The organism is Cupriavidus sp. GW823-FHT06D04, from assembly GCF_058795055.1.
The window spans coordinates 81,131-105,489 of sequence record NZ_JBXAHL010000007.1 but is presented as its reverse complement, the minus strand read 5'-3'; the positions used below and the strand labels follow the sequence as shown (position 1 = coordinate 105,489).

The 24,359-nt window shown below is 66.6% G+C and carries 23 protein-coding genes; 14 read left to right on the top strand and 9 right to left on the bottom strand.

Going from position 1 to position 24,359, the window contains the following annotated elements:
- The first annotated feature begins 224 nt into the window (after positions 1 to 224).
- Both AC1Q7H_RS12360 and AC1Q7H_RS12355 read left to right on the top strand, forming a co-directional pair.
- Positions 225 to 821: a helix-turn-helix transcriptional regulator gene (locus AC1Q7H_RS12360; protein WP_013952992.1), complete on the top strand. Its 597-nt coding sequence runs from the start codon at positions 225 to 227 to the stop codon at positions 819 to 821.
- Between the two features lie 149 nt (positions 822 to 970).
- Positions 971 to 1,873, top strand: coding sequence for a LysR family transcriptional regulator (locus tag AC1Q7H_RS12355; protein ID WP_013952991.1), 903 nt, complete (start codon positions 971 to 973; stop codon positions 1,871 to 1,873).
- Here the strand turns inward: AC1Q7H_RS12355 and AC1Q7H_RS12350 are convergent.
- The 6 genes from AC1Q7H_RS12350 to AC1Q7H_RS12325 all read right to left on the bottom strand — a co-directional run bounded on the left by AC1Q7H_RS12350 (position 1,870) and on the right by AC1Q7H_RS12325 (position 9,810).
- A complete protein-coding gene (locus AC1Q7H_RS12350) occupies positions 1,870 to 3,402 on the bottom strand; it encodes a class I adenylate-forming enzyme family protein (RefSeq protein WP_492381336.1) in 1,533 nt (510 codons plus the stop codon). The two genes, AC1Q7H_RS12355 and AC1Q7H_RS12350, sit on opposite strands and share 4 nt — an antisense overlap.
- Before the next feature lie 143 nt (positions 3,403 to 3,545).
- Positions 3,546 to 4,844 carry a CaiB/BaiF CoA transferase family protein gene (locus AC1Q7H_RS12345; RefSeq protein WP_013952989.1) on the bottom strand — a complete coding sequence of 433 codons (1,299 nt, stop codon included), beginning with the start codon at positions 4,842 to 4,844 and terminating at the stop codon, positions 3,546 to 3,548.
- Positions 4,845 to 4,940: 96 nt separating this feature from the next.
- Positions 4,941 to 6,098 (bottom strand): acyl-CoA dehydrogenase family protein, encoded by a 1,158-nt coding sequence (locus AC1Q7H_RS12340; protein ID WP_492381335.1) that lies wholly within the window; start codon positions 6,096 to 6,098, stop codon positions 4,941 to 4,943.
- 52 nt (positions 6,099 to 6,150) lie between these two features.
- Positions 6,151 to 7,137 (bottom strand): Bug family tripartite tricarboxylate transporter substrate binding protein, encoded by a 987-nt coding sequence (locus tag AC1Q7H_RS12335; protein WP_013952987.1) that lies wholly within the window; start codon positions 7,135 to 7,137, stop codon positions 6,151 to 6,153.
- Between the two features lie 118 nt (positions 7,138 to 7,255).
- Complete coding sequence (locus tag AC1Q7H_RS12330) at positions 7,256 to 8,464, bottom strand: acetyl-CoA C-acetyltransferase (protein WP_013952986.1); 1,209 nt, start codon at positions 8,462 to 8,464, stop codon at positions 7,256 to 7,258.
- Between the two features lie 41 nt (positions 8,465 to 8,505).
- Positions 8,506 to 9,810, bottom strand: a complete 1,305-nt coding sequence (locus tag AC1Q7H_RS12325) for an acetyl-CoA hydrolase/transferase family protein (protein WP_492378510.1) — start codon at positions 9,808 to 9,810, stop codon at positions 8,506 to 8,508.
- A 255-nt stretch (positions 9,811 to 10,065) separates the two neighbouring features.
- Between AC1Q7H_RS12325 and AC1Q7H_RS12320 the strand changes: the two genes are divergently transcribed.
- Positions 10,066 to 11,232, top strand: coding sequence for an acyl-CoA dehydrogenase family protein (locus AC1Q7H_RS12320; protein WP_013952984.1), 1,167 nt, complete (start codon positions 10,066 to 10,068; stop codon positions 11,230 to 11,232).
- A gap of 149 nt (positions 11,233 to 11,381) precedes the next feature.
- On the opposite strand, the gene AC1Q7H_RS12315 is transcribed toward AC1Q7H_RS12320, so the two are convergent.
- Positions 11,382 to 11,897, bottom strand: a complete 516-nt coding sequence (locus AC1Q7H_RS12315) for an Lrp/AsnC family transcriptional regulator (RefSeq protein WP_013952983.1) — start codon at positions 11,895 to 11,897, stop codon at positions 11,382 to 11,384.
- Between the two features lie 192 nt (positions 11,898 to 12,089).
- On the opposite strand from AC1Q7H_RS12315, the gene AC1Q7H_RS12310 reads away from it, so the two are divergent.
- Entirely contained in the window at positions 12,090 to 13,106 is a 1,017-nt protein-coding gene (locus AC1Q7H_RS12310; protein ID WP_013952982.1) for a 1-aminocyclopropane-1-carboxylate deaminase, read from the top strand.
- A 42-nt stretch (positions 13,107 to 13,148) separates the two neighbouring features.
- Here AC1Q7H_RS12310 and paaX read toward each other — a convergent pair whose 3' ends face one another.
- Complete coding sequence (gene paaX, locus AC1Q7H_RS12305) at positions 13,149 to 14,090, bottom strand: phenylacetic acid degradation operon negative regulatory protein PaaX (protein ID WP_492381334.1); 942 nt, start codon at positions 14,088 to 14,090, stop codon at positions 13,149 to 13,151.
- Positions 14,091 to 14,221: 131 nt separating this feature from the next.
- Between paaX and paaA the strand changes: the two genes are divergently transcribed.
- The 9 genes from paaA to AC1Q7H_RS12260 all read left to right on the top strand — a co-directional run bounded on the left by paaA (position 14,222) and on the right by AC1Q7H_RS12260 (position 23,304).
- Positions 14,222 to 15,208: a 1,2-phenylacetyl-CoA epoxidase subunit PaaA gene (gene paaA, locus AC1Q7H_RS12300; protein WP_013952980.1), complete on the top strand. Its 987-nt coding sequence runs from the start codon at positions 14,222 to 14,224 to the stop codon at positions 15,206 to 15,208.
- A gap of 54 nt (positions 15,209 to 15,262) precedes the next feature.
- Complete coding sequence (gene paaB, locus AC1Q7H_RS12295) at positions 15,263 to 15,544, top strand: 1,2-phenylacetyl-CoA epoxidase subunit PaaB (protein ID WP_010809321.1); 282 nt, start codon at positions 15,263 to 15,265, stop codon at positions 15,542 to 15,544.
- Positions 15,545 to 15,554: 10 nt separating this feature from the next.
- Positions 15,555 to 16,310, top strand: a complete 756-nt coding sequence (gene paaC / locus AC1Q7H_RS12290; RefSeq protein ID WP_492378512.1) for a 1,2-phenylacetyl-CoA epoxidase subunit PaaC — start codon at positions 15,555 to 15,557, stop codon at positions 16,308 to 16,310.
- 5 nt (positions 16,311 to 16,315) lie between these two features.
- On the top strand, positions 16,316 to 16,831 hold the full coding sequence (gene paaD / locus AC1Q7H_RS12285; RefSeq protein ID WP_211981377.1) for a 1,2-phenylacetyl-CoA epoxidase subunit PaaD: 516 nt from the start codon (positions 16,316 to 16,318) through the stop codon (positions 16,829 to 16,831).
- A gap of 19 nt (positions 16,832 to 16,850) precedes the next feature.
- Positions 16,851 to 17,927, top strand: a complete 1,077-nt coding sequence (gene paaE / locus AC1Q7H_RS12280) for a 1,2-phenylacetyl-CoA epoxidase subunit PaaE (protein ID WP_492378513.1) — start codon at positions 16,851 to 16,853, stop codon at positions 17,925 to 17,927.
- A gap of 58 nt (positions 17,928 to 17,985) precedes the next feature.
- Entirely contained in the window at positions 17,986 to 19,650 is a 1,665-nt protein-coding gene (paaN, locus tag AC1Q7H_RS12275; protein ID WP_211981376.1) for a phenylacetic acid degradation protein PaaN, read from the top strand.
- Between the two features lie 81 nt (positions 19,651 to 19,731).
- Positions 19,732 to 21,081, top strand: a complete 1,350-nt coding sequence (paaK, locus tag AC1Q7H_RS12270; RefSeq protein ID WP_153954021.1) for a phenylacetate--CoA ligase PaaK — start codon at positions 19,732 to 19,734, stop codon at positions 21,079 to 21,081.
- Between the two features lie 253 nt (positions 21,082 to 21,334).
- On the top strand, positions 21,335 to 21,643 hold the full coding sequence (locus tag AC1Q7H_RS12265; protein WP_153954022.1) for a DUF485 domain-containing protein: 309 nt from the start codon (positions 21,335 to 21,337) through the stop codon (positions 21,641 to 21,643).
- Complete coding sequence (locus tag AC1Q7H_RS12260; protein WP_492378515.1) at positions 21,640 to 23,304, top strand: cation acetate symporter; 1,665 nt, start codon at positions 21,640 to 21,642, stop codon at positions 23,302 to 23,304. Before AC1Q7H_RS12265 ends, AC1Q7H_RS12260 begins: the two co-directional genes overlap by 4 nt.
- Positions 23,305 to 23,351: 47 nt before the next feature.
- Here AC1Q7H_RS12260 and AC1Q7H_RS12255 read toward each other — a convergent pair whose 3' ends face one another.
- Complete coding sequence (locus tag AC1Q7H_RS12255) at positions 23,352 to 24,020, bottom strand: DUF2076 domain-containing protein (RefSeq protein WP_492378516.1); 669 nt, start codon at positions 24,018 to 24,020, stop codon at positions 23,352 to 23,354.
- A gap of 123 nt (positions 24,021 to 24,143) precedes the next feature.
- On the opposite strand from AC1Q7H_RS12255, the gene AC1Q7H_RS12250 reads away from it, so the two are divergent.
- Positions 24,144 to 24,329, top strand: a complete 186-nt coding sequence (locus AC1Q7H_RS12250; RefSeq protein WP_249679159.1) for a Rid family hydrolase — start codon at positions 24,144 to 24,146, stop codon at positions 24,327 to 24,329.
- The last annotated feature ends 30 nt before the right edge of the window (positions 24,330 to 24,359 follow it).

Sequence of the window (24,359 nt, the reverse complement as noted above, 5' to 3'; positions counted from 1 at the left end):
AACCACATCAAGCGGGGCCTTCGGTTTTATCCAGCACAACGCCCGTTGAAGGCCCAACCCTCTCCCGCAGGCGGGAGAGGGAGCAAACACCCCGGCAGTTCAAGTGTCCATCGTGCACCAACGGCCATGCGGCGGCGGTGAACGGTGCATTCGGAAATGGCAGAGGCGGGCAATCCAATTAGCGGCGATCATGCAGCCTGATCCTGTCCGCATCCCGAGCCACCATGCACGTCCATCTGCAGTCCCACATGCACGTCAGCCTGCAGCAGCTGTTGCTGGCCTTCCCGCTGTCGGTCTCTACGGCCCACGGCAGGCTGGTGCTCAGGCGCCGCGGCTATGAGCGTCTGCTGCTGCCGGGCCAGCAGCTCACCATCGAACCGTTTGAAACCTTTGCGCTGCACCTGGATGGCAGCAGCACTCAGCCGGCCGCGTGCACCCTCGAAATCCAGCGCATGATCCCTGCGGCGCAGCAGGAATGCCTGCACCACCGCATCTGCAAGCGAGTCTTCCTGCAACCGCATTACGCCTGGAATGCTGCGTTTATCGCGGAACGGCTGGGCATGTCCACGGCACAGCTACGCCGCCTGCTGTTTTCGCAGGGCACGGCGCTGACCGACCTGTGCCGCACGCAACGGCTGATGCGGTTGCTGTTCGAGGTCATGGCCGGTGATGCCGGCATTGGCGATGCCCGGCGGCGCGTCGGCTGGCCAGCCAGCAGTGATCTGGACTGCGCTTTCTACGACCGCTTCGGCTTATCGATGGAGGCTGCCAGGCGGTTGGCGGTGGTGCGCGCGGCGCAGCGGCAGCGCTCGGTCGCCTGACTAGTTCCCAATAATCTACCTGACGTTCGCAAGCTTCCGGGATCAGGTCCCCGATGCGAGGGTGCCGGCCCCTGCAAATTGCGCCCGCCAGAGTGTACTGAGCGCCGCGCTTTGCGAGATAATCCGGCCCTACGCTGCGGAATGATGTCATGCGCTTTGATCTGGTCGACCTGAAACTGTTCACGCATATTGCGGAGGCCCAGAGCCTGACCGGCGGTGCGCAACGCTCACACCTGTCGCTGGCCGCGGCCAGCACGCGCATCAAGAACCTCGAGGAACACGTCGGCGTCAAGCTGCTGAGCCGCAGCAGCCAGGGCGTGAAGGTGACCGGGGCGGGGGAGACCCTGCTCGCCCATGCGCGCCGCGTGCTGCGCCAGCTGGAGCAGCTGAGCGGCGATCTGCAGGAATACGCGGCGGGCGTGAAAGGCCATGTGCGCGTGTTCGCCAACACCACCGCAATGAGCGAGTTCCTGCCGGCGGTGCTGCGCACTTATCTCGTCAGCCATCCGGACGTGACCATCGACATGCACGAGCGCCTGAGCCCGGATATCGTGCGCGCGGTGCAGGAGGGTATGGTGGACATCGGCATCATTGCCGGCAACGTGCGCACGGAAGGGCTGGAGGTGATGCCTTACCGGCGCGACCGCCTGGTGCTGGCCACCGCGCTGAGCCATCCCCTGGCCGAGCGCGGCAGCGTGGATTTCATCGATACGCTGGACTATGACTTCATCGGTCTGCCCGAGGCCAGCGCGATCCACAATTTCCTGATGCGGGCCGCGGCCGACCTGCAGCGCACGCTGCGCTGGCGCGTGCAGGTCAGCAACTTCGAGACCGCGTGCCGGATGATCGAGGCCAATGTCGGCGTCGGCGTGTTGCCGGAGACTACCGCCAGCCGCCATGCGAAGACGATGGCGCTGCGCATCGTCCAGCTCAACGATGAATGGGCCGAGCGCAAGCTGCAGGTATGCGTGGCCGACCTCGGCGCCTTGCCGCTGTTTGCGCGCAAGCTGGTGGACCTGCTGGTCGAGGACGGCCTGGGGCGCCAGGACTAGGGCTTGTCCGCCAGCATCTGCCGAAGCTGGTGCTTCAGTAGCTTACCGCTGGCCGTGGTGGGGATCGAGGCCACGCGCAGGATCCGCTCCGGGCGCTTGTACGGCGACAGGCGGTCGACCAGGTAGTCGTGCAGGGCCTGCGCGTCGAATTTCTCGCCATCCCTGATCTCGACGAAGGCGATCACTTCCTCGTTGCCGTCCACGGTGGGATGTCCGATGACGGCCGACACGCGCACGGACGGATGCGTGTTGATGACCGATTCGACTTCGATCGGGTAGACATTGAAGCCCGAGCGGATGATCAGGTCCTTGGTGCGGCCGACGATGAACAGCGCGCCGTCGGGGTCCAGCCGGCCGATGTCGCCGGTGTTGAGCCAGCCGTCGGGCCGCAGGGCCTCGACGCTCAGGTCCGGTGCGCGGTAGTAGCCGCGCATCACGCCGGGCCCCCTGATCCATAGCTCGCCGGGTTCCCCCTGCGGTATCGGCTTGCCCTCCGGCCCAACCACCCGCAGTTCTGCGCCTTCGACGATCTCGCCCGCCGAGCAGTCGGTGCGCGGCCGGTCCATGCGGGTCACAAACAGCGACCCCGCATATTCGGTCATGCCGTAGCCATGGTGCAGCGGCTGGCCGAACATCGCCTCGACGTCGTGCTTGAGCGTCGGATCAAGCGGCCCGCCGCCGGTGTAGAGATAGCGCAGCCGCGGCGAAGGCTGCAGGGGCGCTCCCGTTGCCCGCACATGGGCGAGGATGCGGTTGAACATCGTCGGCACGCCCTGCAGCAGCGTGATCGCACCCTGCCGGATCGCAGCGGTGACGTCCGCGGCATTGAAGCGCGCGCTCAGGTACAGGCTGGCGCCGGCCTGCAGGGTCGAGACCAGCAGCGTCCCCAAGCCGAAGATATGCGACATGGGCATGACTGCATAGGCGCAGTCGTCTGCCTGCATGCGGCGCGACGCCACCGTGACCCGCGCAAAGTGCAGCAGGCCCCGGTGGGTGACCATCACCCCCTTGGGCTGTCCGGTGGTGCCTGAGGTGTAGATCAACGCGGCGACGTCACGCGCCAGCGCTTCAGGCTCGCGCTCGCCGGCCTCGTCGACAGCGCCTGCCATCAGCGGGCCGAGGCCGGCCGGGGCAATCTCCCTGGCCCGGTAGCGCACGCCGTGCCGCAGGGCATCGGGCGACACCGCGTGGGTGAACAGCATCAGGCGCGGCTGGCAGTGGGCGCGGATCACCTCGATTTCCCGCTCCGACAGGCGGGCGTTGACGACGACCGGCCACGCGCCCAGTTCTGACAAGGCGAACACCAGCGTGATCACTGCCAGGCAGTTCTCGGCCGTGATCAGCACCCGATCGCCGGTGCCGACGCCCTGCGCTTGCAGGTAGCGCTGCGCATCCTCGATGCCCGCCCACAGCTGCGCATAGGTGGTGGTCCGACCTTCCTCGAAGACGGCCACATGGCCGGGGGTCTCGGCGGCCCAGTGGCGTGGGATGTCGCTGATCCGTGGTGGGGTGTCTCGGTCCGGTGGCATCTCGCGGGAATCCTTGTGCTGGAAAAACCGTTCGGCAAGGCGGCGTGCCAGCCGAACGGCGCCAGTGTATGTGTGCCCGTTGCACGGTGCAATCGGTAATCGGCAAAGGCGGATTTCTTGCCTGCCGAAAGCCGCCTGGCCGCTTACACCACGCGCCTGGCGCGCAGTGCTTCCAGCTGCTGCGGGCTCAGCTTCAGGTACTCGCGCAGCACCTCGTCGGTGTGCTGGCCCAGGGCGGGCGGGGCATAGCGCAGCGTCGGGGGCGTCTCCGACAGGCGCAGCGGGCTGGCCGCGGTGACCACCTGGTTCACGGACTCGCCTGCGGGCGGCTGGGCTCCCGGATAGCGCTCTTGCTCGACGCGCAGGCCACGGTGCTGCACATGTGGGTCGGCGTGGGCCTGGGCGATGTTGTTGATGGGGCCGCAAGGCACGGAATTGGCTTCCAGCAGCGTGACCCATTCCGCCGTTGACCGGGTGCGCGTGAGCTCCATCATCATTGCGATCAGCGTCTTGCGGTTGTTGACGCGGCCGGTGTTGGTGGCATAGCGTTCGTCGCGCGCCCAGTCCACGCCCGCGGCGTCGCAGAAGCGTGCGAACTGCCCGTCGTTGCCGATGGCCAGCAGCATATTGCCGTCGGCGGTCGGGAAGTCCTGGTAGGGCACCACGCTGGGGTGGATATTGCCCTGGCGCCGGGGCACGTCGCCGGCGTTCAGGAAGCCCGCGCCCTGGTTGGCCAGCACTGCCATCGCCACATCCAGCAGGGCGATGTCGATATGCTGGCCGCGGCCGGTGAAATGGCGTGCTTCCAGCGCGCTCAGGATCGCGGTGGTGGCATACATGCCGGTGAACAGGTCGATCACGGCCACGCCCACCTTCATCGGGCCGCCGCCGGGCTCGCCGTCGGCGTGGCCGGTGATGCTCATCAGGCCGCTCATGGCCTGGATCAGCAGATCGTAGCCGGGCCGCGCCGCGTAGGGACCGGTGTGGCCAAACCCCGTGACCGAGCAATAGATCAGGCGCGGGTTGAGCGCGCTCAGGCTGTCATAGTCCAGCCCGTAGCGCTTGAGGCCGCCGGTCTTGAAGTTCTCCACTACCACATCGCTCTGCCGGGCCAGTTCGCGGATCAGCTCCTGCCCCTCCGGCGTGGCCATGTCCACCGTGACCGAGCGCTTGTTGCGGTTGGCGGCGGTGAAATAGCAAGCCTGCCGGGTCGGCGCGCCGGCCTCGTCAGCGAGGAACGGGGGCCCCCAGTGGCGCGTATCGTCGCCTTCGCCGGGTTTCTCGATCTTGATCACGTCGGCGCCCATGTCCGCCAGGTTCTGGGTGGACCACGGCCCGGCCAGCACGCGCGAGAGGTCAAGCACCCGCAGGTGGCTCAGGGCGCCGGTGCGGGGGGAGGGGGGAGGAAGGCCAGTGGCCGGCGTAGCGGTGGAATCTGTCATGTCAGGTCAGGCGGTCTCAAGGCAGGCTGCCTATCCTGGGGGCGGGCAGCGTTGCGCGTGGGCTTGGGTCAGGCGTCCTGGAACGGGGCGCGGTTCTTACGCGCCGCGGGCTTCACGGATCATGTTGCGCGCAATGATGACCTGCTGGATCTGCGTGGTGCCCTCATACAGGCGGAACAGGCGCACATCGCGGTAGAAGCGCTCGATGCCGAACTCGGAAATATAGCCGGAACCGCCAAGGATCTGCACCGCGCGGTCCGCCACGCGGCCCACCATCTCGGTGGCGAACATCTTGCAGCACGAGGCCTCGGTGGAGACGTTCTTGCCTTCGTCGCGGCGGCGCGCGGCGTCGATCACCATACATTCGGCGGCATAAAGCTCGGCCTGGCTGTCCGCCAGCATGGCCTGGATCAGCTGGAACTCGCAGATCGGCTGGCCGAACTGCTGGCGCTCCAGTGCGTAGTTCAGCGCGTCGCGCAGCACGCGCCTGGCCACCCCGACGCTGACCGCCGCAATGTGCAGCCGGCCCTTGTCGAGCACCTTCATCGCCGTCTTGAAGCCCTGGCCTTCCTTCAGGCCGATCAGGTTGGCCGCCGGTACGCGCACGTTGTCGAAGATCACGTCACAGGTGTGCGCGCCTTTCTGCCCCATCTTCACGTCGCGCTTGCCGAAGCTGATGCCCAGTGTCTTGGCATCGACGATAAATGCAGAGACGCCGGCCGAGCCCTTGATTTCAGGGCTGGTACGCGCCATCAGCGTGAACATTCCGGCCTGCGGCGCATTGGTGATAAAGCGCTTGGTGCCGTTGACCACGTAGTGGTCGCCATCCCTGACCGCGGTGGTGCGCAGCGAACCGGCGTCCGAGCCGGCTTCCGGTTCGGTCAGGGCAAAGGAGGCCAGGATCTCGCCGGTGGCCAGGCGGGGCAGCCACGCGGCCTGCTGCTCCGGCGTGCCGTCCATCAGGATGCCCTGCGAGCCGATGCCCACGGTGGTGCCCAGCAGCGAGCGGAAGGCCGGCGAGGTCTGACACAGCTCCATGACCACGCGCACCTCCTCTTCCATGGTCAGCTCCAGGCCGCCAAAACGCTCGGGGATGGTCATGCCGAACAGGCCCATCTCGCGCATGTCCTGCACGATGTCCTGCGGGATTTCGTCGGTCTCGGCGACCAGCGCCTCGGCGGGAACCAGGCGTTCGCGCACAAAGCGGCGCACGCTGTCGAGCAGGGCTTCGAGGATGTCGTTATCGCGGATCATGTCAGTTCTTCCTGGATGTCGGGTCGGTGTCGGTTCGAGGGTGGCGGGGCCATCAGTCCAGCGTCACGCCCTTGAGCACGCTGGCCCACTGCGTGCGCTCGCGCGCGGCGGTGTTCACGACGTCCTGCGTGGTGCCGCTCCACTGTTCGTAGCCCAGTTCGGCATAGCGCTTCCTGAGCTCCGCGTCTTCCACGGCCTGCCGCACTGCCGCGGCCAGCTTCTGGGTCTGCTCGGGGGTTACGCCCTTGGGGGCGTAGATGGCGTACCAGCCGCCGGCTTCATAGTCCTTGAGGCCGGCAATCCCGGATTCGCGGAAGGTGGGCACGCCGGGCAGCGATGCGCTGCGCTTGGGCGAGCCCACGGCGATGGGCTTGACCTTGCCGCTCTGCACATAGCCGCTGGCGGTGCTGATGATGTCGAACATCACGTCGATCTGGCCGCCGATGGTGTCGGTCATGGCCGGGGCATTGCCCTTGTAGGGAATATGGTTCAGCTCGACCTGTGCCTGCCGGGCGAACAAGGCCATGGCGACGTGGTTGGAGCTGCCCACGCCCGAAGAGCCGTAGCTGAGCTTGCCAGGATGCGCCTTGGCGTAGGCAACCAGGTCCTGGGTGCCCTTGAACGGCTCTTTGACGTTGGCCACCAGCATGTTGTAGTAGCGCGCCACCGGTGCCACCGGGGCGAGGTCCTTCGCCGGGTCGTACGGCAGGCTCTTCATGATGTTGGGCGCGACCGTCAGCGCCGCGCTGGCGGCGAACCACAGCGTGGCGCCATCGGGCTTGGCGCGGACCACTTCATAGCCGGCCAGCGTGGCATTGGCGCCGGGCTTGTTGTCGACGATGACGTTGGCGTTGAGCGCCTTGCCCAACGCCACCGCAAACAGGCGCGCGGCCTGGTCGGCAGGGCCGCCGGCCGCGTAGCCGACCACGAGGCGCACCGGCTGGCCGTTGGGCTGCGCCGAGGCAGGGGGAGTGGCCAGAGTTGCGCCGCACAGGGCCAGGGCGGCCAGCATGGCGTGACGGCGTGAGATGGAAATCAAGATACTTCTCCTACGTAAAGCAAAGAGCCGATGGCAAAAGCCGAAAAGCAAAAGGCAAAAGGCGGGCGCAGCCCCCGCCGTCGCGCACGGGGGCTGTACGGCGAATGCAGTGGGTTTCTCAGTAGCGTTCGAAGACCGCGGCAATACCCTGGCCGCCGCCGATGCACATGGTTTCCAGGCCATAGCGGCCGCCGCGGCGCTGCAGTTCGTGCAGCAGCGTGGCCAGGATGCGCACGCCGGTGGCGCCGATCGGATGGCCAAGCGAGATGCCCGAGCCGTTCACGTTGAGCTTCTGCTCGATCGCGTCCTGGTCATGCCATTCCCAGCCCTTGAGCACGGCCAGCACCTGGCAGGCGAAGGCTTCGTTCAGCTCGACCAGGTCCATCCGGTCCAGCGTCAGGTTCAGGCGCGCCAGCAGCTTCTTCACCGCGGGCACCGGGCCGATGCCCATGTGCGAGGGCTCGCAGCCAGCCGCCGCCCAGCCCACCAGCGAGGCCATGGGGGTGAGGCCCAATTCGGCCAGCTTGTCTTCGGCCACGATCAGGCACGCGGCCGAGGCGTCGTTCTGCTGGCTGGCGTTGCCGGCGGTGACGGTACCGTTCGGCATCAGCGTGCGCAGCTTGCCCAGGCTTTCACGCGTGGTTTCCGGGCGGAAACCTTCGTCGCGCGCGAACCGCACCGGATCGCCCTTGCGCTGGGGCACCTGCACGGGGACGACCTCGGCATCGAAGCGGCCGGCCTCCCAGGCTGCCGCGGCGCGTGCGTGGCTGCGGGCGGCGAAGACATCGGCCGCTTCGCGGCTGATGCCGTAGTCGCGCGCCAGGTTCTCGGCCGTCTCGATCATCCCGGAGATCTTGCCGAAGCGCTCGACCGGCTGGGAGCGTTCACGGCCGCGGTCGAGGCGGTCGAAGAAGCGCACATTGCCCGAGCGCGCGCCCCAGCGCATGTCGGTGGTGTAGTACTCGATATTGCTCATGCTCTCGACGCCGCCCGCGATCACCACGTCGGCGGCGCCGCTTTGCACCATCATCGAGGCCGTGACGATGGCCTGCAGGCCGCCGCCGCAGCGGCGGTCCAGCTGCATGCCCGGCACTTCGACCGGCAGGCCGGCCTGCAGCGCGGCCCAGCGGCCGACGCAGGGCACTTCGCTGTTGGCGTAGGACTGGGCAAAGACCACGTCATCGATACGCGCGGGATCGATGCCGCTGCGTTCCACCACGGCGCGCACGGCGGTGGCGGCCAGCTCCTCCACGGGCACCGGGCGCAGGCTGCCGCCGAAGGTGCCGACGGGCGTGCGGAGGGGAGTGACGATTGCAGCTCTGCGCATGGAAGTCTCCTTGGAACTCTGTGTTGGGGTGAGCAAATAAGTCAGTCGGTCAGCGTGTGCCCGGGAAGGGCCACGAAGGCCGCGCCACACTGGCGCAGCATGGCGTGGGCCTGGTGCTCCAGGTCCTCGCGGTGTTCGGGGGCGGCAATGTCCAGCATGCGGCGCACGCGCTGCGACAGCGTCTGGCCGCGCAGGTCGGCCACGCCGTGCTCGGTGACGATCAGGCCCGCATCCGAGCGGGGCGTGCTGACCGGGCCGGACAACTGCGCCACGATGCGGCTCGCGCCCTTGGCGGTCGCCGGCAGCGCGACGATGGGCAGGCCGCCGCGGCTGCGCGCGGCGCCGCGCAGGAAGTCCACGGCACCGCCGACGGCGCCGACATAGACGCCGGCGGCGACTTCGGCGTTCACCTGGCCGGTGAGGTCGACCTCGATGGCGGAGTTGATGGCGGTCAGCTTGTCGACGCTGGCCAGCACCTCGGGGTGATGGGTATAGGCGGTCTCGCGCAGCTGCAATTGCGGATTGCGGTGCGCCCAGCGCCGCAGCCGTTCGCTGCCCATCAGGATGCCGGCAATGCCCACGCCCGTATCGATGCTCTTGCGTGCGTTGGTCAGCACCCCAGCTTCGGCCAGTGCCGCAATGCCGTCGCCGATCGCGCCACTGTGCAGCCCCAGGTCGCGGTGGCCATGCAGCGCAGCCACCACGGCCTCAGGGAGGTTGCCGATGCCCATCTGCAGGGTGGCGCCATCCTCCACCCAGCCGGCGATGTGGCGTGCAATCGCCTGTTCGGCCGGCCCGGGCGCGCTGCGGTCAAGGCTGATGGGCGGGTGCAGCGCTTCGACCTGCAGGTCGATATCGTCCGCGGTCAGGTAGCGGCTGCCGTGGGTCCACGGCACCTCCGGGTTCACCTCGGCGATGATGACGCGGGCGCGGTCGAGCGCCGCGGGGAGGTATTCATGCACCGCCCCCAGGCTGTGGCGCCCCTGCTCGTCGGCGGGCGAGACCTGCACCAGCACCACGTCCGCCCGAAGCGTGCCCTGGCGGATCAGCCCGGGCAGGTGCGAATAGTGGCTGGGCACGATGTCCAGCACGCCGGCCCTGGCCAGTTGCCGGTGCGGACCGCTGGCGGCGTAGCCGAAGAAGTCGAGCACGTCGGCCTGGGCCGGCTGCAGGGTGTCTGACTGCCCGATGCCGACAAAGACACTGAGCCGTCCGCCCTGGGCGATGGCGTGGCGGTGTTCCACCAGCGCGCGCGTCAGCGTCAGCGGCTCGGCGGTGGCCTGCCCCCACCAGATATGGTCTCCGGGGCGGATCAGGGCTTTCAGGCGGGAGGCGAGGGTGTGCATGTCCACGGGGCAGCGGTCAGTCGGCGCATGCGCCAGATAGCCCGGAGCATGTCTCCAAAGCGGGGTTTGCGCTATTTGACAATGCCAATGGCGGACTTTGGCGAAAGCGAAAGGCCTTGACCGTCGCCGGGACTTAACCCCGGTGGAAGGCGCGCTTTCGGAAAGGCTGATTGTCCAACTGGCCGAACGCCGCGACTATTGCGGCTATCACAAGGAGGCGGCCGTCCGCCACAGACCGAACGCAAGCCAAGCGCCATGATCGAACAGACCCAATCGAACAACTTCCAAGAAATCCGCGACGCCATCCGCGCGCTTTGCGCGGAGTTTCCCGATGAGTACTTCCGCAAGGTGGACGAGCAGCGCGCCTATCCCGAGGCCTTTGTCAATGCGCTGACCGCGGCGGGCTGGCTGGCGGCGCTGATTCCGCAGGAATACGGTGGTTCCGGCCTGGGCCTGACCGAAGCCTCGGTCATCATGGAAGAGATCAACCGCTGCGGCGGCAACTCCGGCGCCTGCCACGGGCAGATGTACAACATGGGCACGCTGCTGCGGCACGGCTCCAAGGCACAGAAGGACAAGTACCTGCCGAAGATTGCCTCGGGGGAATGGCGCCTGCAGTCCATGGGCGTGACCGAGCCCACCACCGGCACGGACACCACCAAGATCAAGACCTCGGCGGTCAAGAAAGACGGACGCTACGTCATCAACGGCCAGAAAGTCTGGATCAGCCGCGTCCAGCACAGCGACTTCATGATCCTGCTGGCGCGCACCACGCCGCTGGCCGAGGTGAAGAAGAAGAGCGAAGGGATGTCGATCTTCATGGTGGACCTGCACGAGGCGCAGAAGAAGGGCCTGACCGTGCGCCCCATCCCCAATATGGTCAACCACGAGACCAATGAACTGTTCTTCGAGGACTTGGAAATCCCCGAGGAAAACCTGATCGGTGAAGAGGGCAAGGGCTTCAAGTACATCCTCGATGGCCTGAACGCCGAGCGCACGCTGATCGCGGCCGAGTGCATCGGCGACGGCTATTGGTTCATCGACCGCGTCACCAAGTACGTCAAGGAACGCGAGGTCTTCGGCCGCCCCATCGGCCAGAACCAGGGCGTCCAGTTCCCGATTGCCGAGTCCTTTATCGAACTGGAAGCGGCGAACCTGATGCGCTGGAAAGCCTGCGAACTGTTTGACAAGCACGAGCCCATGGGGGCCCAGGCCAACATGGCCAAGTACCTGGCGGCCAAGGCCAGCTGGGAGGCCGGCAACGCCTGCCTGCAGTTCCACGGCGGCTTTGGCTTTGCCTGCGAATACGACGTGGAGCGCAAGTTCCGGGAAACGCGGCTGTACCAGGTGGCACCGATCTCCACCAACCTGATCTACTCCTTCGTCGCCGAACACGTCCTGGGCCTGCCGCGCTCATTCTGAGCGATGGACTGCGCGCCAGCCCCAACATTCAAGGGGCTGGCCGGATGGAACCCCGGCAGCAACGGCGCCGGGGGTTCTGCTTCCCCCCAGGCCCCCGAATTTCCCCCTGTCTCCTCTCTTCGTCCGCGCAGCCGGATCCAGCCCGATCCTCAAATCGGAAACTGCGTCGTCGACAGCACCTGCTTGAGCACCATGAACGAGCGAATCTGCCGCACGCCCGGCAGATAGAGCAACTGCTCCGCGTGGAGGCGGTTGAAGCTCTCGCTGTCCTTCGTCCTGAGCATCATGATGTAGTCGAACTCGCCGGTGACTTCATGGCATTCCATGCAGCCTGACACCTTCTGCGCCGCTTTCTCAAAGGCGGCGAACGACTCGGGCGTGGACCTGTCCAGCACGACCCCGATGATGACCAGCATCCCCGCGTCCAGGGGAGCCGGGTTCAGCAGCGCCACGACGCCGCGGATCAGGCCATCCGCCTTCAGGCGTTCCACGCGGCGCAGGCATGCGGGCGGGCTGAGGCTGACCTTGGCCGCCAGGGCCAGGTTGGAGATGGATGCATCGCGCTGCAAGGCGCGGAGGATGGCCTTGTCCGTGCGATCCAGCACCGGCGCGGGCTGCGGGGAGGTCTCGGATTTCGTACGAAATTTTATTCTGGATGTGGCCATTTCTACGGAATAAAGAGAATTTTCTGGTGCTTCCGGCCTTTTTATCGTGCAAGAACTCGCAGATCTTTGCAAGCACCTTTCGTCCCAGCGTTCTTATGATGATTCCAGATGCGGCGTCGCGCAGCTTCCGTGCGAATGCCGGGCTTTGCGGCTGCCGGGCGCCCGCATGCCAACCACAACCTGGAGCCAGTCATGAACCTGAAGCAATTTCCGCGTCATTCCCTGACCTTCGGCCCGACGCCGATCCATCCGCTATCGCGGCTGAGCGAAAGCCTGGGTGGCAAGGTCGAGCTCTATGCCAAGCGCGAGGACTGCAACAGCGGCCTTGCCTTTGGCGGCAACAAGACGCGCAAGCTCGAATACGTCATTCCCGACGTCCTGGCGCAGGGCGCCGATACGCTGGTCTCGATCGGCGGGATCCAGTCGAACCACACGCGCCAGGTTGCCGCCATCGCGGCCCACCTGGGGCTGAAGTGCGTGCTGGTGCAGGAGAACTGGGTCAACTACTCAGACGCGGTCTATGACCGCGTGGGCAACATCCAGATGTCGCGCATCATGGGGGCCGACGTGCGCCTGGTCAGCGAAGGGTTTGACATCGGCATTCGCCCAAGCTGGGAAGATGCCATGGAGAGCGTGCGCAAGGCGGGCGGCAAGCCCTACCCGATTCCGGCAGGCTGCTCGGAGCACCCGCTCGGCGGTCTCGGCTACGTAGGGTTCGCCGAGGAAGTCCGGGAGCAGGAAGCCGAGCTCGGCTTCAGCTTCGACTACATCGTCGTCTGCTCGGTCACCGGCAGCACCCAGGCGGGCATGGTGGTGGGATTCGCTGCCGACGGCCGTGCGGACCGGGTCATCGGCATCGATGCATCGGCCAGGCCGGAACCGACGCGCGCGCAGATCCTGCGCATCGCACGCCATACCGCGGAGCTGGTCGGCCTCGGCCGCGACATCACTGAAGCGGACGTGGTGCTGGACACCCGCTATGGCGGCCCCGAATACGGCCTGCCTTCGGCGGGCACCCTGGAAGCCATCCGCCTCAGCGCCAGGCTGGAAGGCATGATGACCGACCCGGTCTATGAGGGCAAGTCCATGCAGGGCATGATCGACATGGTCCGTCGCGGCGAGTTTCCGCAAGGATCGAAAGTCCTCTTTGCTCACCTGGGCGGGGTGCCGGCGCTGAACGCCTACAGCTTCCTCTTCAAGGACGGGTGATTCCGTGCACAGTCTCGCAGCCGGGATTCCCCCGATGCCCGGCTAATTGCCGCCGGCCGCCTGCGCGCCGGGCCCAAAGCGCAGGCGCAGGCTCCGGTTGGCATCCTGCAGCGAACCGTCCGCCGCTTCCACCACGCGGTGCAGGTAGTCTTCGCTGGCGTCGATCAACGCCCCATACAGGGTGTGGCACAAGCCGCGCGCGGTGCGGCCGGGCCAGTCTTGCGGCAGCATCGCTTCAGGCAGGTTGGGGTCGCGCAGCAGCACGCGCCGGTATTCATGCACCAGCAGCGTCCGCACGAAGAAGGCATCGGCCGGAGCAAGCCCGGCGGCCTCTTCGGCCAGCGGCGTAAAGCGGCGCAGCAGCGCCTGCCAGGCAGCGGCCACGTCGCCGAGCTTGAAGGTCTGGTGCATCAGCGCCTGCAGCGGCCGGATGGAAAACGCCTCGAGGCTGCTTGCCTCCATCACCGCCACATCGTCCTGCGCGCGCGCGGCCTGGATGATTTCGCGCAGCGAGGCGAGGTCCGCATTGGGGTGGGCCATCACCCCTGGCGCAATGGCGCCGAAGCCCTCCCACAGCAATTCCCGCTTCAGCTTCTGCCGGACCGTGGCGCGTACGTCACCGCGCACCATCACCAGGGTCCAGCGGCCGTCCCATTCGGATGCCTCACCGGCGTAGATGCGCTTGCCGGCGTGCAGTACACGCTGCAAACCGGCGTCTGACAGCCCGTAGTAGCTGCGCCGCCCGATCCTGGTAGCGGCCAGCCAGTCGTCGGCGGTAAGGCGGAAGGTGGCGGTTCGCACCAGCCGGTCATTGATGCCAAACGGCGCCGCCAGCCGGATCAGGCTGCCCAGCCAGATGGCCTGGGGCCGCGGCGCCACCACATCGCCGAACAAGGTCACCAGCATGGAATTGGCGCCCAGCTTCAGCCCGCGTGCCAGCCGCGCCACGCGCGGAGAAACCGGATCGGTGCCTGACGTTGCCATTGGCCTGCCCCTTTAAGTGATACACAAACGCCGATTGATTGAATCAAATTGTATCACTACCATCCGTTGCAACTGACGATGTTGATGCAGGTCAAGACCCCGATTCAGAGCAACCAAGAGCGGAGCAAAGGATGTACGCACAGCTGGTGGAGACAGGAGCGACGAGGCTTCGCGCCATGGAAGAAATGGAGCCGCAGGAACGCGAGTTCCAGGCGCGCGTGGATGCCGGGATCAAGATCGAGGCCAAGGACTGGATGCCCGAGGCCTATCGCAAGACCCTGGTCCGCCAGATCTCACAGCATGCGCATTCGGAAATCGTGGGCCAGCTGCCGGAAGGCAACTGGGTCACCCGCGCGCCGACGCTAGAGCGCAAGGCAGTCTTGCTGGCCAAGATCCAGGATGAGGCCGGCCATGGCCTGTATCTCTACAGCGCGGCCGAGACGCTGGGCGTGTCGCGCGACCAGATGCTGGGCGACCTGCACACCGGCAAGGCCAAGTATTCCAGCATCTTCAACTACCCGACGCTGAGCTGGGCCGATATCGGCATGATCGGCTGGCTGGTCGACGGCTCGGCCATCATCAACCAGGTGCCGCTGTGCCGCTGCTCGTTCGGCCCGTATGCGCGCGCCATGGTGCGCGTGTGCAAGGAAGAGTCGTTCCACCAGCGCCAGGGCTACGACATCCTGCTGTCGTTGTGCAACGGCACGCCCGAGCAGAAGCAGATGGCGCAGGACGCGCTGAACCGCTGGTGGTGGCCGGCGTTGATGATGTTCGGCCCGTCCGACGGCGATTCGCCCAACAGCGCGCAATCCATGCAATGGCGCATCAAGCTGTTCTCCAACGACGAGCTGCGCCAGAAGATGGTCGACCAGACCGTGCCGCAGGCCGAGTACCTGGGTTTGGTCATTCCCGATCCCGAGCTGAAGTGGAACGAGGAGCGCGGCCACTATGACTTCGGCGAGATCGACTGGTCCGAGTTCTACAACGTCATCCAGGGCAACGGCCCGTGCAACCGCGACCGCCTGCGCACCCGCGTCAAGGCCTGGGAAGAGGGCGCGTGGTTCCGCGATGCCCTGGTGACCCACGCCGACAAGCAGGCGCAGCGGGCCGCCGCCTGACACCGCGGCGCGCGGCGCCGCCACCCATCCAACGCAATGACACAGGAGGTTGCCATGAAAGAGTGGCCGCTTTGGGAGATCTTTATCCGCAGCCAGCACGGCCTGGCCCACAAGCACGTGGGCAGCCTGCACGCGCCGGACGGCGAAATGGCGATCAACAACGCGCGCGACGTCTACACGCGCCGCAACGAAGGCGTCAGCGTCTGGGTGGTGAAGGCCGGCGACGTGGTCGCCAGCAGCCCCGGCGACAAGGGCCCGCTGTTCGAGCCGGCCAACAGCAAGGTCTACCGCCACCCGACGTTCTTCCCGATGCCGGAAGCCGTCAAGCACATCTGATACGGCCCGCATGATGGACAACCACAAGCTCGAATACCTGCTGCGCCTCGGCGATTCCACGCTGGTCCTCGGCCAGCGCCTGTCGGAATGGTGCGGCCGCGGCCCGGCGCTGGAAGAGGACATCGCGCTGACCAATGTCGCGCTCGACCTGACCGGCCAGACCCGGCTGTGGCTGGGCTACGCCGCGGAAGTGGAGGGCGCCGGCCGCACCGCCGACCAGCTGGCCTACCTGCGCGACGCGCACCAGTTCCGCAACCTGCTGCTGGCGGAGCAGCCTAACGGCAGCTATGCCGATACGCTGGCGCGGCAGTTCCTGTTCGACACCTGGCACTACTTCCTGCTCGACGGGCTGCAGCGCTCGACCGATGCTCGCATCGCGGAGATTGCCGCCAAGTCGCTCAAGGAAGTGACCTATCACGTGCGCCGCAGCGCCGACCTGGTGGTGCGCCTGGGCGACGGCAGCGAAGAGAGCCACCGCCGCATGCAGGATGCCTTCGACGACCTGTGGATGTTCAGCGGTGAGCTGTTCGAGTCCGACGCGGGCGACGCCGCGCTGGTGCAGGACGGCGTGGTGCCCGACCCCGCATCACTGGCCGAACCGTGGCAGCGCCACGTGGCCGCAGTGCTGGAAGAAGCCACGCTGCAATTGCCTGCCGGGACGTGGTCGCAGAGCGGCGGCCGCCACGGCCGCCATACCGAACACCTCGGCTACCTGCTGGCCGAAATGCAATTCCTGCAGCGCGCCTATCCGGGCGCCAGCTGGTGAACGCCATGACTGCGCAAGCCATCGCACGCCCGGCCATCGGGCAGGTCTGGACCTGGCTCGATACGGTGCCCGATCCCGAGATCCCGGTGATCTCGGTGGTGGATCTCGGCATCGTGCGCGACGTGGCATGGGAGGACGACGCCTGCGTCGTCACCATCACCCCGACGTACTCCGGCTGCCCGGCCATGACCGTGATCCGGGAGGAAATCGAGCGCACGCTGGCCGCGCAGGGCATCGCCAGCGTGCGCGTGCGGACGCAGCTGGCGCCGGCCTGGACCACCGACTGGATGACGCCGCGCGGCAAGGCCAGCCTGGGCGGCTACGGCATTGCGCCGCCGGCCCAGCAGGTGATCGACATCAGCGGCATCAGCCGCAAGGTGGCGCCTGCGCTGGTGGTGGCCTGCCCGCACTGCGGCTCGCGGCACACGCGGCTGGTCAGCCAGTTCGGCTCGACCGCCTGCAAGGCCCTGTACCGCTGCGGCGACTGCAAGGAACCGTTCGATTACTTCAAGGCGCACTGAACCTGACCGGGGTAGTGAGATGAGCAAATTCCATGAACTGACCGTGGCCTCGGTCACCCGCGAAACCCGCGATGCCGTGGCCGTGACCTTTGCCGTGCCGGATGAACTGGCCGACACCTACCGCTACATCCAGGGCCAGCACCTGACGCTGCGCACCGGCATCGGCGGCGAGGACGTGCGCCGCTCGTACTCGATCTGCTCGGCGGTGCAGGACGCGCAGCTGCGCGTGGCGATCAAGCGCGTCGACGGCGGCCTGTTCTCGAACTGGGCCAACGAACAGCTGCAGCCCGGCATGAAGCTGGAGGTGATGCCGCCATCCGGCCACTTCCACGTGCCGCTGTCTGCCGCGCAAGCGAGGCACTACGTGGCATTTGCCGCCGGCAGCGGCATCACGCCGATGCTGTCGATCATCAAGACCACGCTACAGGCCGAGCCGGAAAGCCGCTTCACGCTGTTCTACGGCAACCGCGCCTCGTCTTCCGTGTTGTTCAAGGAAGAGCTGGAAGACCTGAAGGACACCTACCTGCAGCGCTTCAACCTGGTGTTCGTGCTAAGCCGCGAGCAGCTGGATATCGACCTCTTCAACGGCCGCATCGACGGCGAGAAGGTCAATGCCTTGCTCAAGCACTGGGTCAAGCCGCAGGACATCGACATCGCCTTTATCTGCGGCCCGCATTCGATGATGGAGGAGGTGTCGCAGGCGCTGCTCGACAACGGCGTGGACAAGGCCCGCATCAAGCGCGAGCTGTTTGCCACCAGCATCCCCTCGGCACGCCCGGCCGCGCATGCGCACAAGCAGGTGGGTCAGCAGCAGTGCGAGGTGACGGTGATCCAGGACGGCCGCACGCGTTCCTTCACGCTGGAGAAGAACAAGGAGACGGTGCTGGATGCCGCGCTGGCGCAAGGCATCGAGCTGCCTTACTCATGCAAGAGCGGGGTCTGCTCGACCTGCCGCTGCAAGCGCATCGAAGGCGAGGTCGACATGGACGTCAACTTTGCGCTGGAGGACTACGAAGTCGCGCGCGGCTTCATCCTCAGCTGCCAGAGCTACGCCGTCAGCGACAAGCTGGTGATCGACTTCGACCAGGAAACCTGAGGCGTTTCCTGCTGCCGTCCCGACCCATACACAAATCATTCTGCCCCCGGAGCAAGCCGTGTCCCATCTGTTTTTTGAACGCCACCAGGCGCTGCTGGAACAAGCCACCCAAGCCATTGCCGAGCGCGGCTACTGGAGCCCGTTCACCGAAATGCCGAGCCCCAGGGTCTACGGCGAAACCGCCAACGCCGACGGCAAGGCTGCGTTTGAGGCCCGCCTGAACCGCCCGTTCGCGCTGTCGCAGCCGGGCACCGTCGGCCAGGCGGGCAAGGAAGTCTCGCCCTACGGCGCGGAACTGGGCATCACCTATCCGAAGCCCGACCTCGACCAGCTCTTTGCCGGCGTGGCCGAAGGCATGCCCGCCTGGCGCAAGGCCGGGCCGGAAGCCTGGGTCGGCGTGTCGCTGGAAATCCTGCAGCGCCTGAACCGCCGCAGCTTCGAGATTGCCTACGCAGTGATGCACACCACCGGCCAGGCCTTCATGATGGCCTTCCAGGCCGGCGGCCCGCACGCGCAGGACCGCGGACTGGAAGCCGTTGCCTACGCCTGGGACGAGATGCGCCGCATCCCGAAGCAGGCGATCTGGGAGAAGCCGCAGGGCAAGAGCGAGCCGCTGCGCATGGAGAAGCGCTACAGCGTGGTGCCGCGCGGCGTGGGCCTGGTGATCGGCTGCTGCACCTTCCCGACCTGGAACGGCTATCCCGGCCTGTTCGCCAGCCTGGCGACCGGCAACGCGGTGGTGGTCAAGCCGCACCCGGGCGCGATCCTGCCGCTGGCGATCACCGTCGAGGTGGCGCGCGAGGTGCTGCAGGAAGCCGGCTTCGACCCCAACCTGGTCACGCTGGTGGCCAACGACCCGACCGAGCGCATGGCGTCCACGCTAGCGCTGCGCCCGGAAGTGCGCCTGATCGACTTCACCGGCAGCAGCGCCAATGGCGACTGGCTGGAGCGCAATGCGCACCAGGCCCAGGTCTATACCGAGAAGGCCGGCGTCAACCAGATCGTGATCGACTCCACCGGCGACTTCAAGGGCATGGTGCGCAATATCGCGTTCTCGCTGGCGCTGTACTCGGGCCAGATGTGCACGGCACCGCAGAACATCTATGTGCCGACGGACGGCATCGACACGCCGGAAGGGCACCTCAGCTTCGACCAGGTAGCCGCGGCGATCGGGGAGGGCGTGGTCAGGCTCACCAGCGATGCGGCCAAGGCGGTGGAGTTGCTGGGCGCGATCCAGAACGACGGGGTGGTGCAGCGCATCGAATCGTCGCGCGCATTGGGCGAGATCGTCGCCGACAGCCGCGTGCTGGAGCACCCGGAGTTTCCCGGCGCGCGCATCCGCACGCCGCTGGTGCTCAAGGTGGACGCCAGCGACGAGGGCAAGATCATGCAGGAGCTGTTCGGCCCGATCTCCTTCATCGTCGCCACCGACAACACCGCGCACAGCATCGCGCTGGCGCACCGCGGCGCGAAGGAACATGGCGCACTGACGTTGTCGGCCTATACCACCGATGCCGGCGTGAATGAGGCCATCCGCGATGCCGCCGAGGACGCGGGCGTGGCCCTGTCGCTGAACCTGACCGGGGGCGTGTTCGTCAACCAGTCGGCCGCGTTCAGCGACTTCCATGCCACCGGCGCCAACCCGGCAGCCAATGCCTCGCTGTCGGATGCGGCCTTCGTCGCCAACCGCTTCCGCGTGGTGCAGAGCCGTTCCCATATCTGATGTACTAGCTAGCAGTCGCAGTACCCGGCGCCGGCCCCCAAATACGTATGCGGCGCGATCATAACGATGATGGAGTAGACAATGGTTCAACGCATCCCCAACCCCAACGAGCTGGAGCCGATCGAGCGCGCCAGCCGCGACGAACTGCAGGCGCTGCAGCTGGAACGGCTGAAATGGAGCGTGCGCCATGCCTACGACAACGTGCCGCATTACCGCAAGGCCTTCCATGCGGCCGGGGTGCATCCGGACGACCTGCAGTCGCTGTCAGACCTGTCGAAGTTTCCATTCCTGACCAAGCAGGACCTGCGCGACAACTATCCCTTCGGCATGTTCGCTGTGCCGCGCGAGAAGGTGGCGCGCGTGCATGCGTCGAGCGGCACCACGGGCAAGCCGACCGTGGTCGGCTATACCGCGAAGGATATCGATACCTGGGCCAGCGTGGTGGCGCGCTCCATCCGCGCCGCCGGCGGCCGCGCCGGCGACCTGGTCCATGTCAGCTATGGCTATGGCCTGTTCACGGGCGGCCTGGGTGCCCACTATGGCGCCGAGAAGGCCGGCTGCACGGTGATCCCCATGTCCGGCGGGCAGACCGAGAAACAGGTGCAGCTGATCCGCGAGTTCCAGCCCAACATCATCATGGTGACGCCGTCGTACATGCTGAACCTGATCGAGGAGATGGAGCGCCAGGGCATGGATCCGTCGGAGAGCTCGCTCAAGGTCGGCATCTTCGGCGCCGAGCCGTGGACGGATGCGATGCGCGCCGAGATCGAGGCCCGCGCCGGTATCGACGCGGTGGACATCTACGGACTGTCTGAAGTCATGGGGCCGGGTGTCGCATGCGAATGCATCGAGAGCAAGGACGGCCCGGTGATCTGGGAAGACCACTTCTACGCCGAGATCATCGATCCGGTGACCGGCGAGGTGCTGCCGGATGGCGAAGAGGGCGAACTGGTGTTCACCTCGCTCACCAAGGAAGCGCTGCCGGTGATCCGCTACCGCACGCGCGACCTGACGCGCCTGCTGCCGCCCACCTCGCGTTCGATGCGCCGCATCGGCAAGATCACCGGCCGCTCGGACGACATGCTGATCATCCGCGGCGTCAATGTGTTCCCGTCGCAGATCGAGGAGCTGATCCTGAAGACGCCGGCCCTGGCGCCTCAGTACCAGCTGGTGGTGACCCGCGACGGCCACCTGGACAAGCTGGAAGTTCGGGTCGAAGCGCGGCCCGGACCTTCGGCAGCCCTCTGTGCCGACGCCCGCGCGACGCTGGAGCGTGAGCTGAAGGACCAGATCAAGACCTACGTGGGCGTGACCACGCGCGTGCAGGTGGTGGATGCGGACGGCATCGAGCGCACCACGGTCGGCAAGGCACGGCGGGTGCTCGATATGCGGCCGAAGGTGACGCACGAGCAGCCGGTCGGGGCGATCTGAAGCACTGTTCTCTACCAACACCCGTGGCAAACGTTCCCCCCTCCCGCCTGCGGGAGAGGGGTGGGGGAGAGGGCAGGAGTATCCACGGAGTGTGGCGGCAACGTGCTTGCCACACGCCTGCCCTCTCCCCCGGCCCCTCTCCCGCGCGCGGGAGAGGGGAGCAAACCGCCGGCAGATTCATCCCCGCAGCAATTCATCCACCGATGGCGCCCACCCAGAGGCGCCGCGCCCCCCTGCGCCAAAGGAGACCACCATGGACGCGAGACAACTGGAAACCATCCAGAACCACCCCGATTTCATCCGGCTGACCAACGGGCGGACCCGCCTGGGCTGGTCGCTGACGCTGGTCATGCTGGCGATCTACTTCGGCTTTATCCTGCTGCTGGCGTTCTCGCCGACCACGCTCGGCACACCGCTGGGCGCGGGTGTGATGACCGTCGGCATTCCCCTCGGCGTCGCGGTGATCGTCTCGGCCGTGCTGCTGACCGGGATCTACGTGTACCGGGCCAACCGCGACCTGGACCCGCTCAACGAACGCGTGCGCAAGGAGTGCCAGGCATGAAGCCCGCCAACCGTTACCTGTGCGCGGCCCTGCTCGGGCTTGCCAGCATGGCCGCCTCGGCGGCACCCGCAATCCAGGGCGATGCCGCGCCGCGGCCGCTGAACTGGAGCGCCATCGTGATGTTCATGCTGTTCGTGCTGTTCACGCTCGGCATTACCCGCTGGGCGGCGCGCCGCACGCGCTCGGCATCCGACTTCTATGCCGCCGGGGGTGGGCTGAGCGGCTTCCAGAACGGACTGGCAATTGCCGGCGACATGGTTTCCGCGGCCTCTTTCCTCGGCATCTCCGCGATGATGTTCGACAAGGGCTATGACGGCCTGATCTACGCGCTGGGCGTGGTGGCCGGCTGGCCGATCATCCTGTTCATCGTCGCCGAGCGGCTGCGCAACCTCGGCCGCTATACCTTCGCCGACGTGGTGTCATACCGGCTGGCGCAGAAGCCGGTGCGGATCACCGCCGCCTGCGGCACGCTGACGGTGGTGATCATGTACCTGGTGGCGCAGATGGTCGGCGCCGGCAAGCTGATCGAGCTGCTGTTCGGCACCAGCTATGAGTCCGCCGTGGTGATCGTCGGCCTGCTGATGGTGCTGTATGTGATGTTCGGCGGCATGCTGGCCACCACCTGGGTGCAGATCATCAAGGCCGCGCTGCTGCTTGGCGGCGTGACCTTCATGGCCGTGATGGTGCTGGCGTACTTCGGTTTCAGCCCGGAAGCCATGTTCGCCGGCGCGGCGAAGGTGCATGACAAGGGGCTGGCGATCCTGTCGCCGGGCGGGTTGGTGTCCAATCCCGTCGATGCGATCTCGCTGGGGGTAGGGATGATGTTCGGCACCGCGGGCCTGCCGCACATCCTGATGCGCTTCTTCACCGTGGCCGACGCCCGCGAGGCGCGCAAGTCCGTGCTCTATGCCACCGGCTTCATCGGCTACTTCTACGTGCTGATCCTGGTGGTGGGCTTCGGTGCGATCGTGATGGTGGGCGCGGACCCGGCCTACCGCGACGCCGCCGGCAAGATCATCGGCGGCAGCAATATGGTGGCGGTGCACCTGTCGCATGCGATCGGCGGCGATCTTTTCCTCGGCTTTATCTCGGCGGTGGCGTTCGCGACCATCCTGGCGGTGGTGGCGGGCCTGGCCCTGTCGGGCGCTTCGGCGGTCTCGCACGACCTGTACGCCAACGTGTTCCGCCGCGGGCAGGCCAACGAGAAGGACGAGATCCGGGTGTCCAAGGCGGCCACCCTGGTGATCGGCGTGCTGGCCATGGTGCTCGGCGTGATGTTCGAGAAGCAGAACATCGCCTTCCTGTCCGGCCTGGTGCTGGCGATCGCGGCCTCCGTCAACTTCCCGGTGCTGTTCCTGTCGATGTTCTGGAAAGGCCTGACCACTCGCGGCGCCGTGACCGGCAGCATGGCCGGCCTGGTGTCGGCGGTGGCGCTGCTGGTGCTGGGCCCGACGGTCTGGGTAGGCATCCTGCATCATGACAAGGCGATCTTCCCGTATGCCAACCCGGCGCTGTTCTCGATGACGCTGGCCTTCGCCAGCGCCTGGCTGGCGTCGGTGCTGGACCGCTCCACCCAGGCCAGCACCGAGCGCCAGCGATATGGTGCGCAGTTCGTGCGTGCGATGACCGGGATTGGCGCTGCCGGGGCGAGTCAGCATTGATCCTGGGGGGCAGGGCAGCCGCGTGCCACGCGGGCAGCGCGATGGCGCTAGATCACGGTCGAATCGTCGTCCAGGAAACCGTCGTCACTCAGGCCTGCATCGAGATTGCCACTATCCGATCCCCCATCGCGCGCAGCGACCGATGTCTGGTCATCGTTCCCGTAGTAGTTGTTGACGACGTTCGTTTCCGTTCCTGGCGTGTTCATGCCGGACGGCTCCAGGAACGCGTTCTTGCTGCTGTGGCCGAACAGGTTCTCGATACCCTGGAACAGGAAGGCACCGCCGGCCACGCCGGCAGCCGTGGTTGCGATGCTGCCCAGCGTGCCGCCGAGCCCGCCGCTCAGGAAGCCCGGCCGGGGCGGCTGCGCCGGGGGGATCTGCAACGCGGGTGACACTGACTGAGCGGGCGCAGGCACGGGCGTCGCGGCAGCAGGATTCGCACTGGCGCCCCACGCAATCTGCTGATCGATGAAGCTGCGGGAGCCGTTGGCCTGCGCAGCCTGCAACTGGTCCTGCAATGCAGCGATCTGCGCCTTTGCCATCGACAAGGCATGATCGAGCAGCATGGCCCGCTGGACCAGCAAATAGGCGGCGTCCGGCTGTATCGCGACCGCTTGGGCGATGAGCGCCTGCGCCTGCGGGTCCTTCGCGCCGGCGCGGGCCTGGGTCAATTGAGTCAGGAAGACTTCGAGTGCTTGCGAATCTTGGAGGGTCATGGCCTCTGTATCCGGTTGTTGGTGGTACAACCTCACTCTATGAGGAAAGACTTAAGGGAGACTTAAAGGGGAGGGGACATCGAAGGTGATGCTCGCTGCAAACGGCTTTGGGCCGCAGCCCGCGTGGATCTTGTCGAACTGGTCAGCTATCACGTCGATGTCGACAAGCAGCTCCAGGTGTTCCGCGAAATCAAGGACCGCTACATCCGGGAAGACGCTCCCGCCTGGACCATCCTCGGCGTGGCCGCATTGGCCCCGCCGTCGCTCTTCGTCGAAATCAGGGCAGTGGCCGCGACACGCGCTGCGTGATCGGCAGGGGAGATCACGACCCTCCCCAAG

Excerpts from the sequence above, each read along its gene's own strand:
- AC1Q7H_RS12360 (WP_013952992.1), top strand. The coding sequence starts at position 225 with ATGCACGTCCATCTGCAGTCCCACATGCACGTCAGCCTGCAGCAGCTG.
- AC1Q7H_RS12355 (WP_013952991.1), top strand. The coding sequence starts at position 971 with ATGCGCTTTGATCTGGTCGACCTGAAACTGTTCACGCATATTGCGGAG.
- AC1Q7H_RS12350 (WP_492381336.1), bottom strand. The coding sequence starts at position 3,402 with ATGCCACCGGACCGAGACACCCCACCACGGATCAGCGACATCCCACGC.
- AC1Q7H_RS12345 (WP_013952989.1), bottom strand. The coding sequence starts at position 4,844 with ATGACAGATTCCACCGCTACGCCGGCCACTGGCCTTCCTCCCCCCTCC.
- AC1Q7H_RS12340 (WP_492381335.1), bottom strand. The coding sequence starts at position 6,098 with ATGATCCGCGATAACGACATCCTCGAAGCCCTGCTCGACAGCGTGCGC.
- AC1Q7H_RS12330 (WP_013952986.1), bottom strand. The coding sequence starts at position 8,464 with ATGCGCAGAGCTGCAATCGTCACTCCCCTCCGCACGCCCGTCGGCACC.
- AC1Q7H_RS12325 (WP_492378510.1), bottom strand. The coding sequence starts at position 9,810 with ATGCACACCCTCGCCTCCCGCCTGAAAGCCCTGATCCGCCCCGGAGAC.
- AC1Q7H_RS12320 (WP_013952984.1), top strand. The coding sequence starts at position 10,066 with ATGATCGAACAGACCCAATCGAACAACTTCCAAGAAATCCGCGACGCC.
- AC1Q7H_RS12315 (WP_013952983.1), bottom strand. The coding sequence starts at position 11,897 with ATGGCCACATCCAGAATAAAATTTCGTACGAAATCCGAGACCTCCCCG.
- AC1Q7H_RS12310 (WP_013952982.1), top strand. The coding sequence starts at position 12,090 with ATGAACCTGAAGCAATTTCCGCGTCATTCCCTGACCTTCGGCCCGACG.
- paaX (WP_492381334.1), bottom strand. The coding sequence starts at position 14,090 with ATGGCAACGTCAGGCACCGATCCGGTTTCTCCGCGCGTGGCGCGGCTG.
- paaA (WP_013952980.1), top strand. The coding sequence starts at position 14,222 with ATGTACGCACAGCTGGTGGAGACAGGAGCGACGAGGCTTCGCGCCATG.
- paaB (WP_010809321.1), top strand. The coding sequence starts at position 15,263 with ATGAAAGAGTGGCCGCTTTGGGAGATCTTTATCCGCAGCCAGCACGGC.
- paaC (WP_492378512.1), top strand. The coding sequence starts at position 15,555 with ATGATGGACAACCACAAGCTCGAATACCTGCTGCGCCTCGGCGATTCC.
- paaD (WP_211981377.1), top strand. The coding sequence starts at position 16,316 with ATGACTGCGCAAGCCATCGCACGCCCGGCCATCGGGCAGGTCTGGACC.
- paaE (WP_492378513.1), top strand. The coding sequence starts at position 16,851 with ATGAGCAAATTCCATGAACTGACCGTGGCCTCGGTCACCCGCGAAACC.
- paaK (WP_153954021.1), top strand. The coding sequence starts at position 19,732 with ATGGTTCAACGCATCCCCAACCCCAACGAGCTGGAGCCGATCGAGCGC.
- AC1Q7H_RS12265 (WP_153954022.1), top strand. The coding sequence starts at position 21,335 with ATGGACGCGAGACAACTGGAAACCATCCAGAACCACCCCGATTTCATC.
- AC1Q7H_RS12260 (WP_492378515.1), top strand. The coding sequence starts at position 21,640 with ATGAAGCCCGCCAACCGTTACCTGTGCGCGGCCCTGCTCGGGCTTGCC.
- AC1Q7H_RS12255 (WP_492378516.1), bottom strand. The coding sequence starts at position 24,020 with ATGACCCTCCAAGATTCGCAAGCACTCGAAGTCTTCCTGACTCAATTG.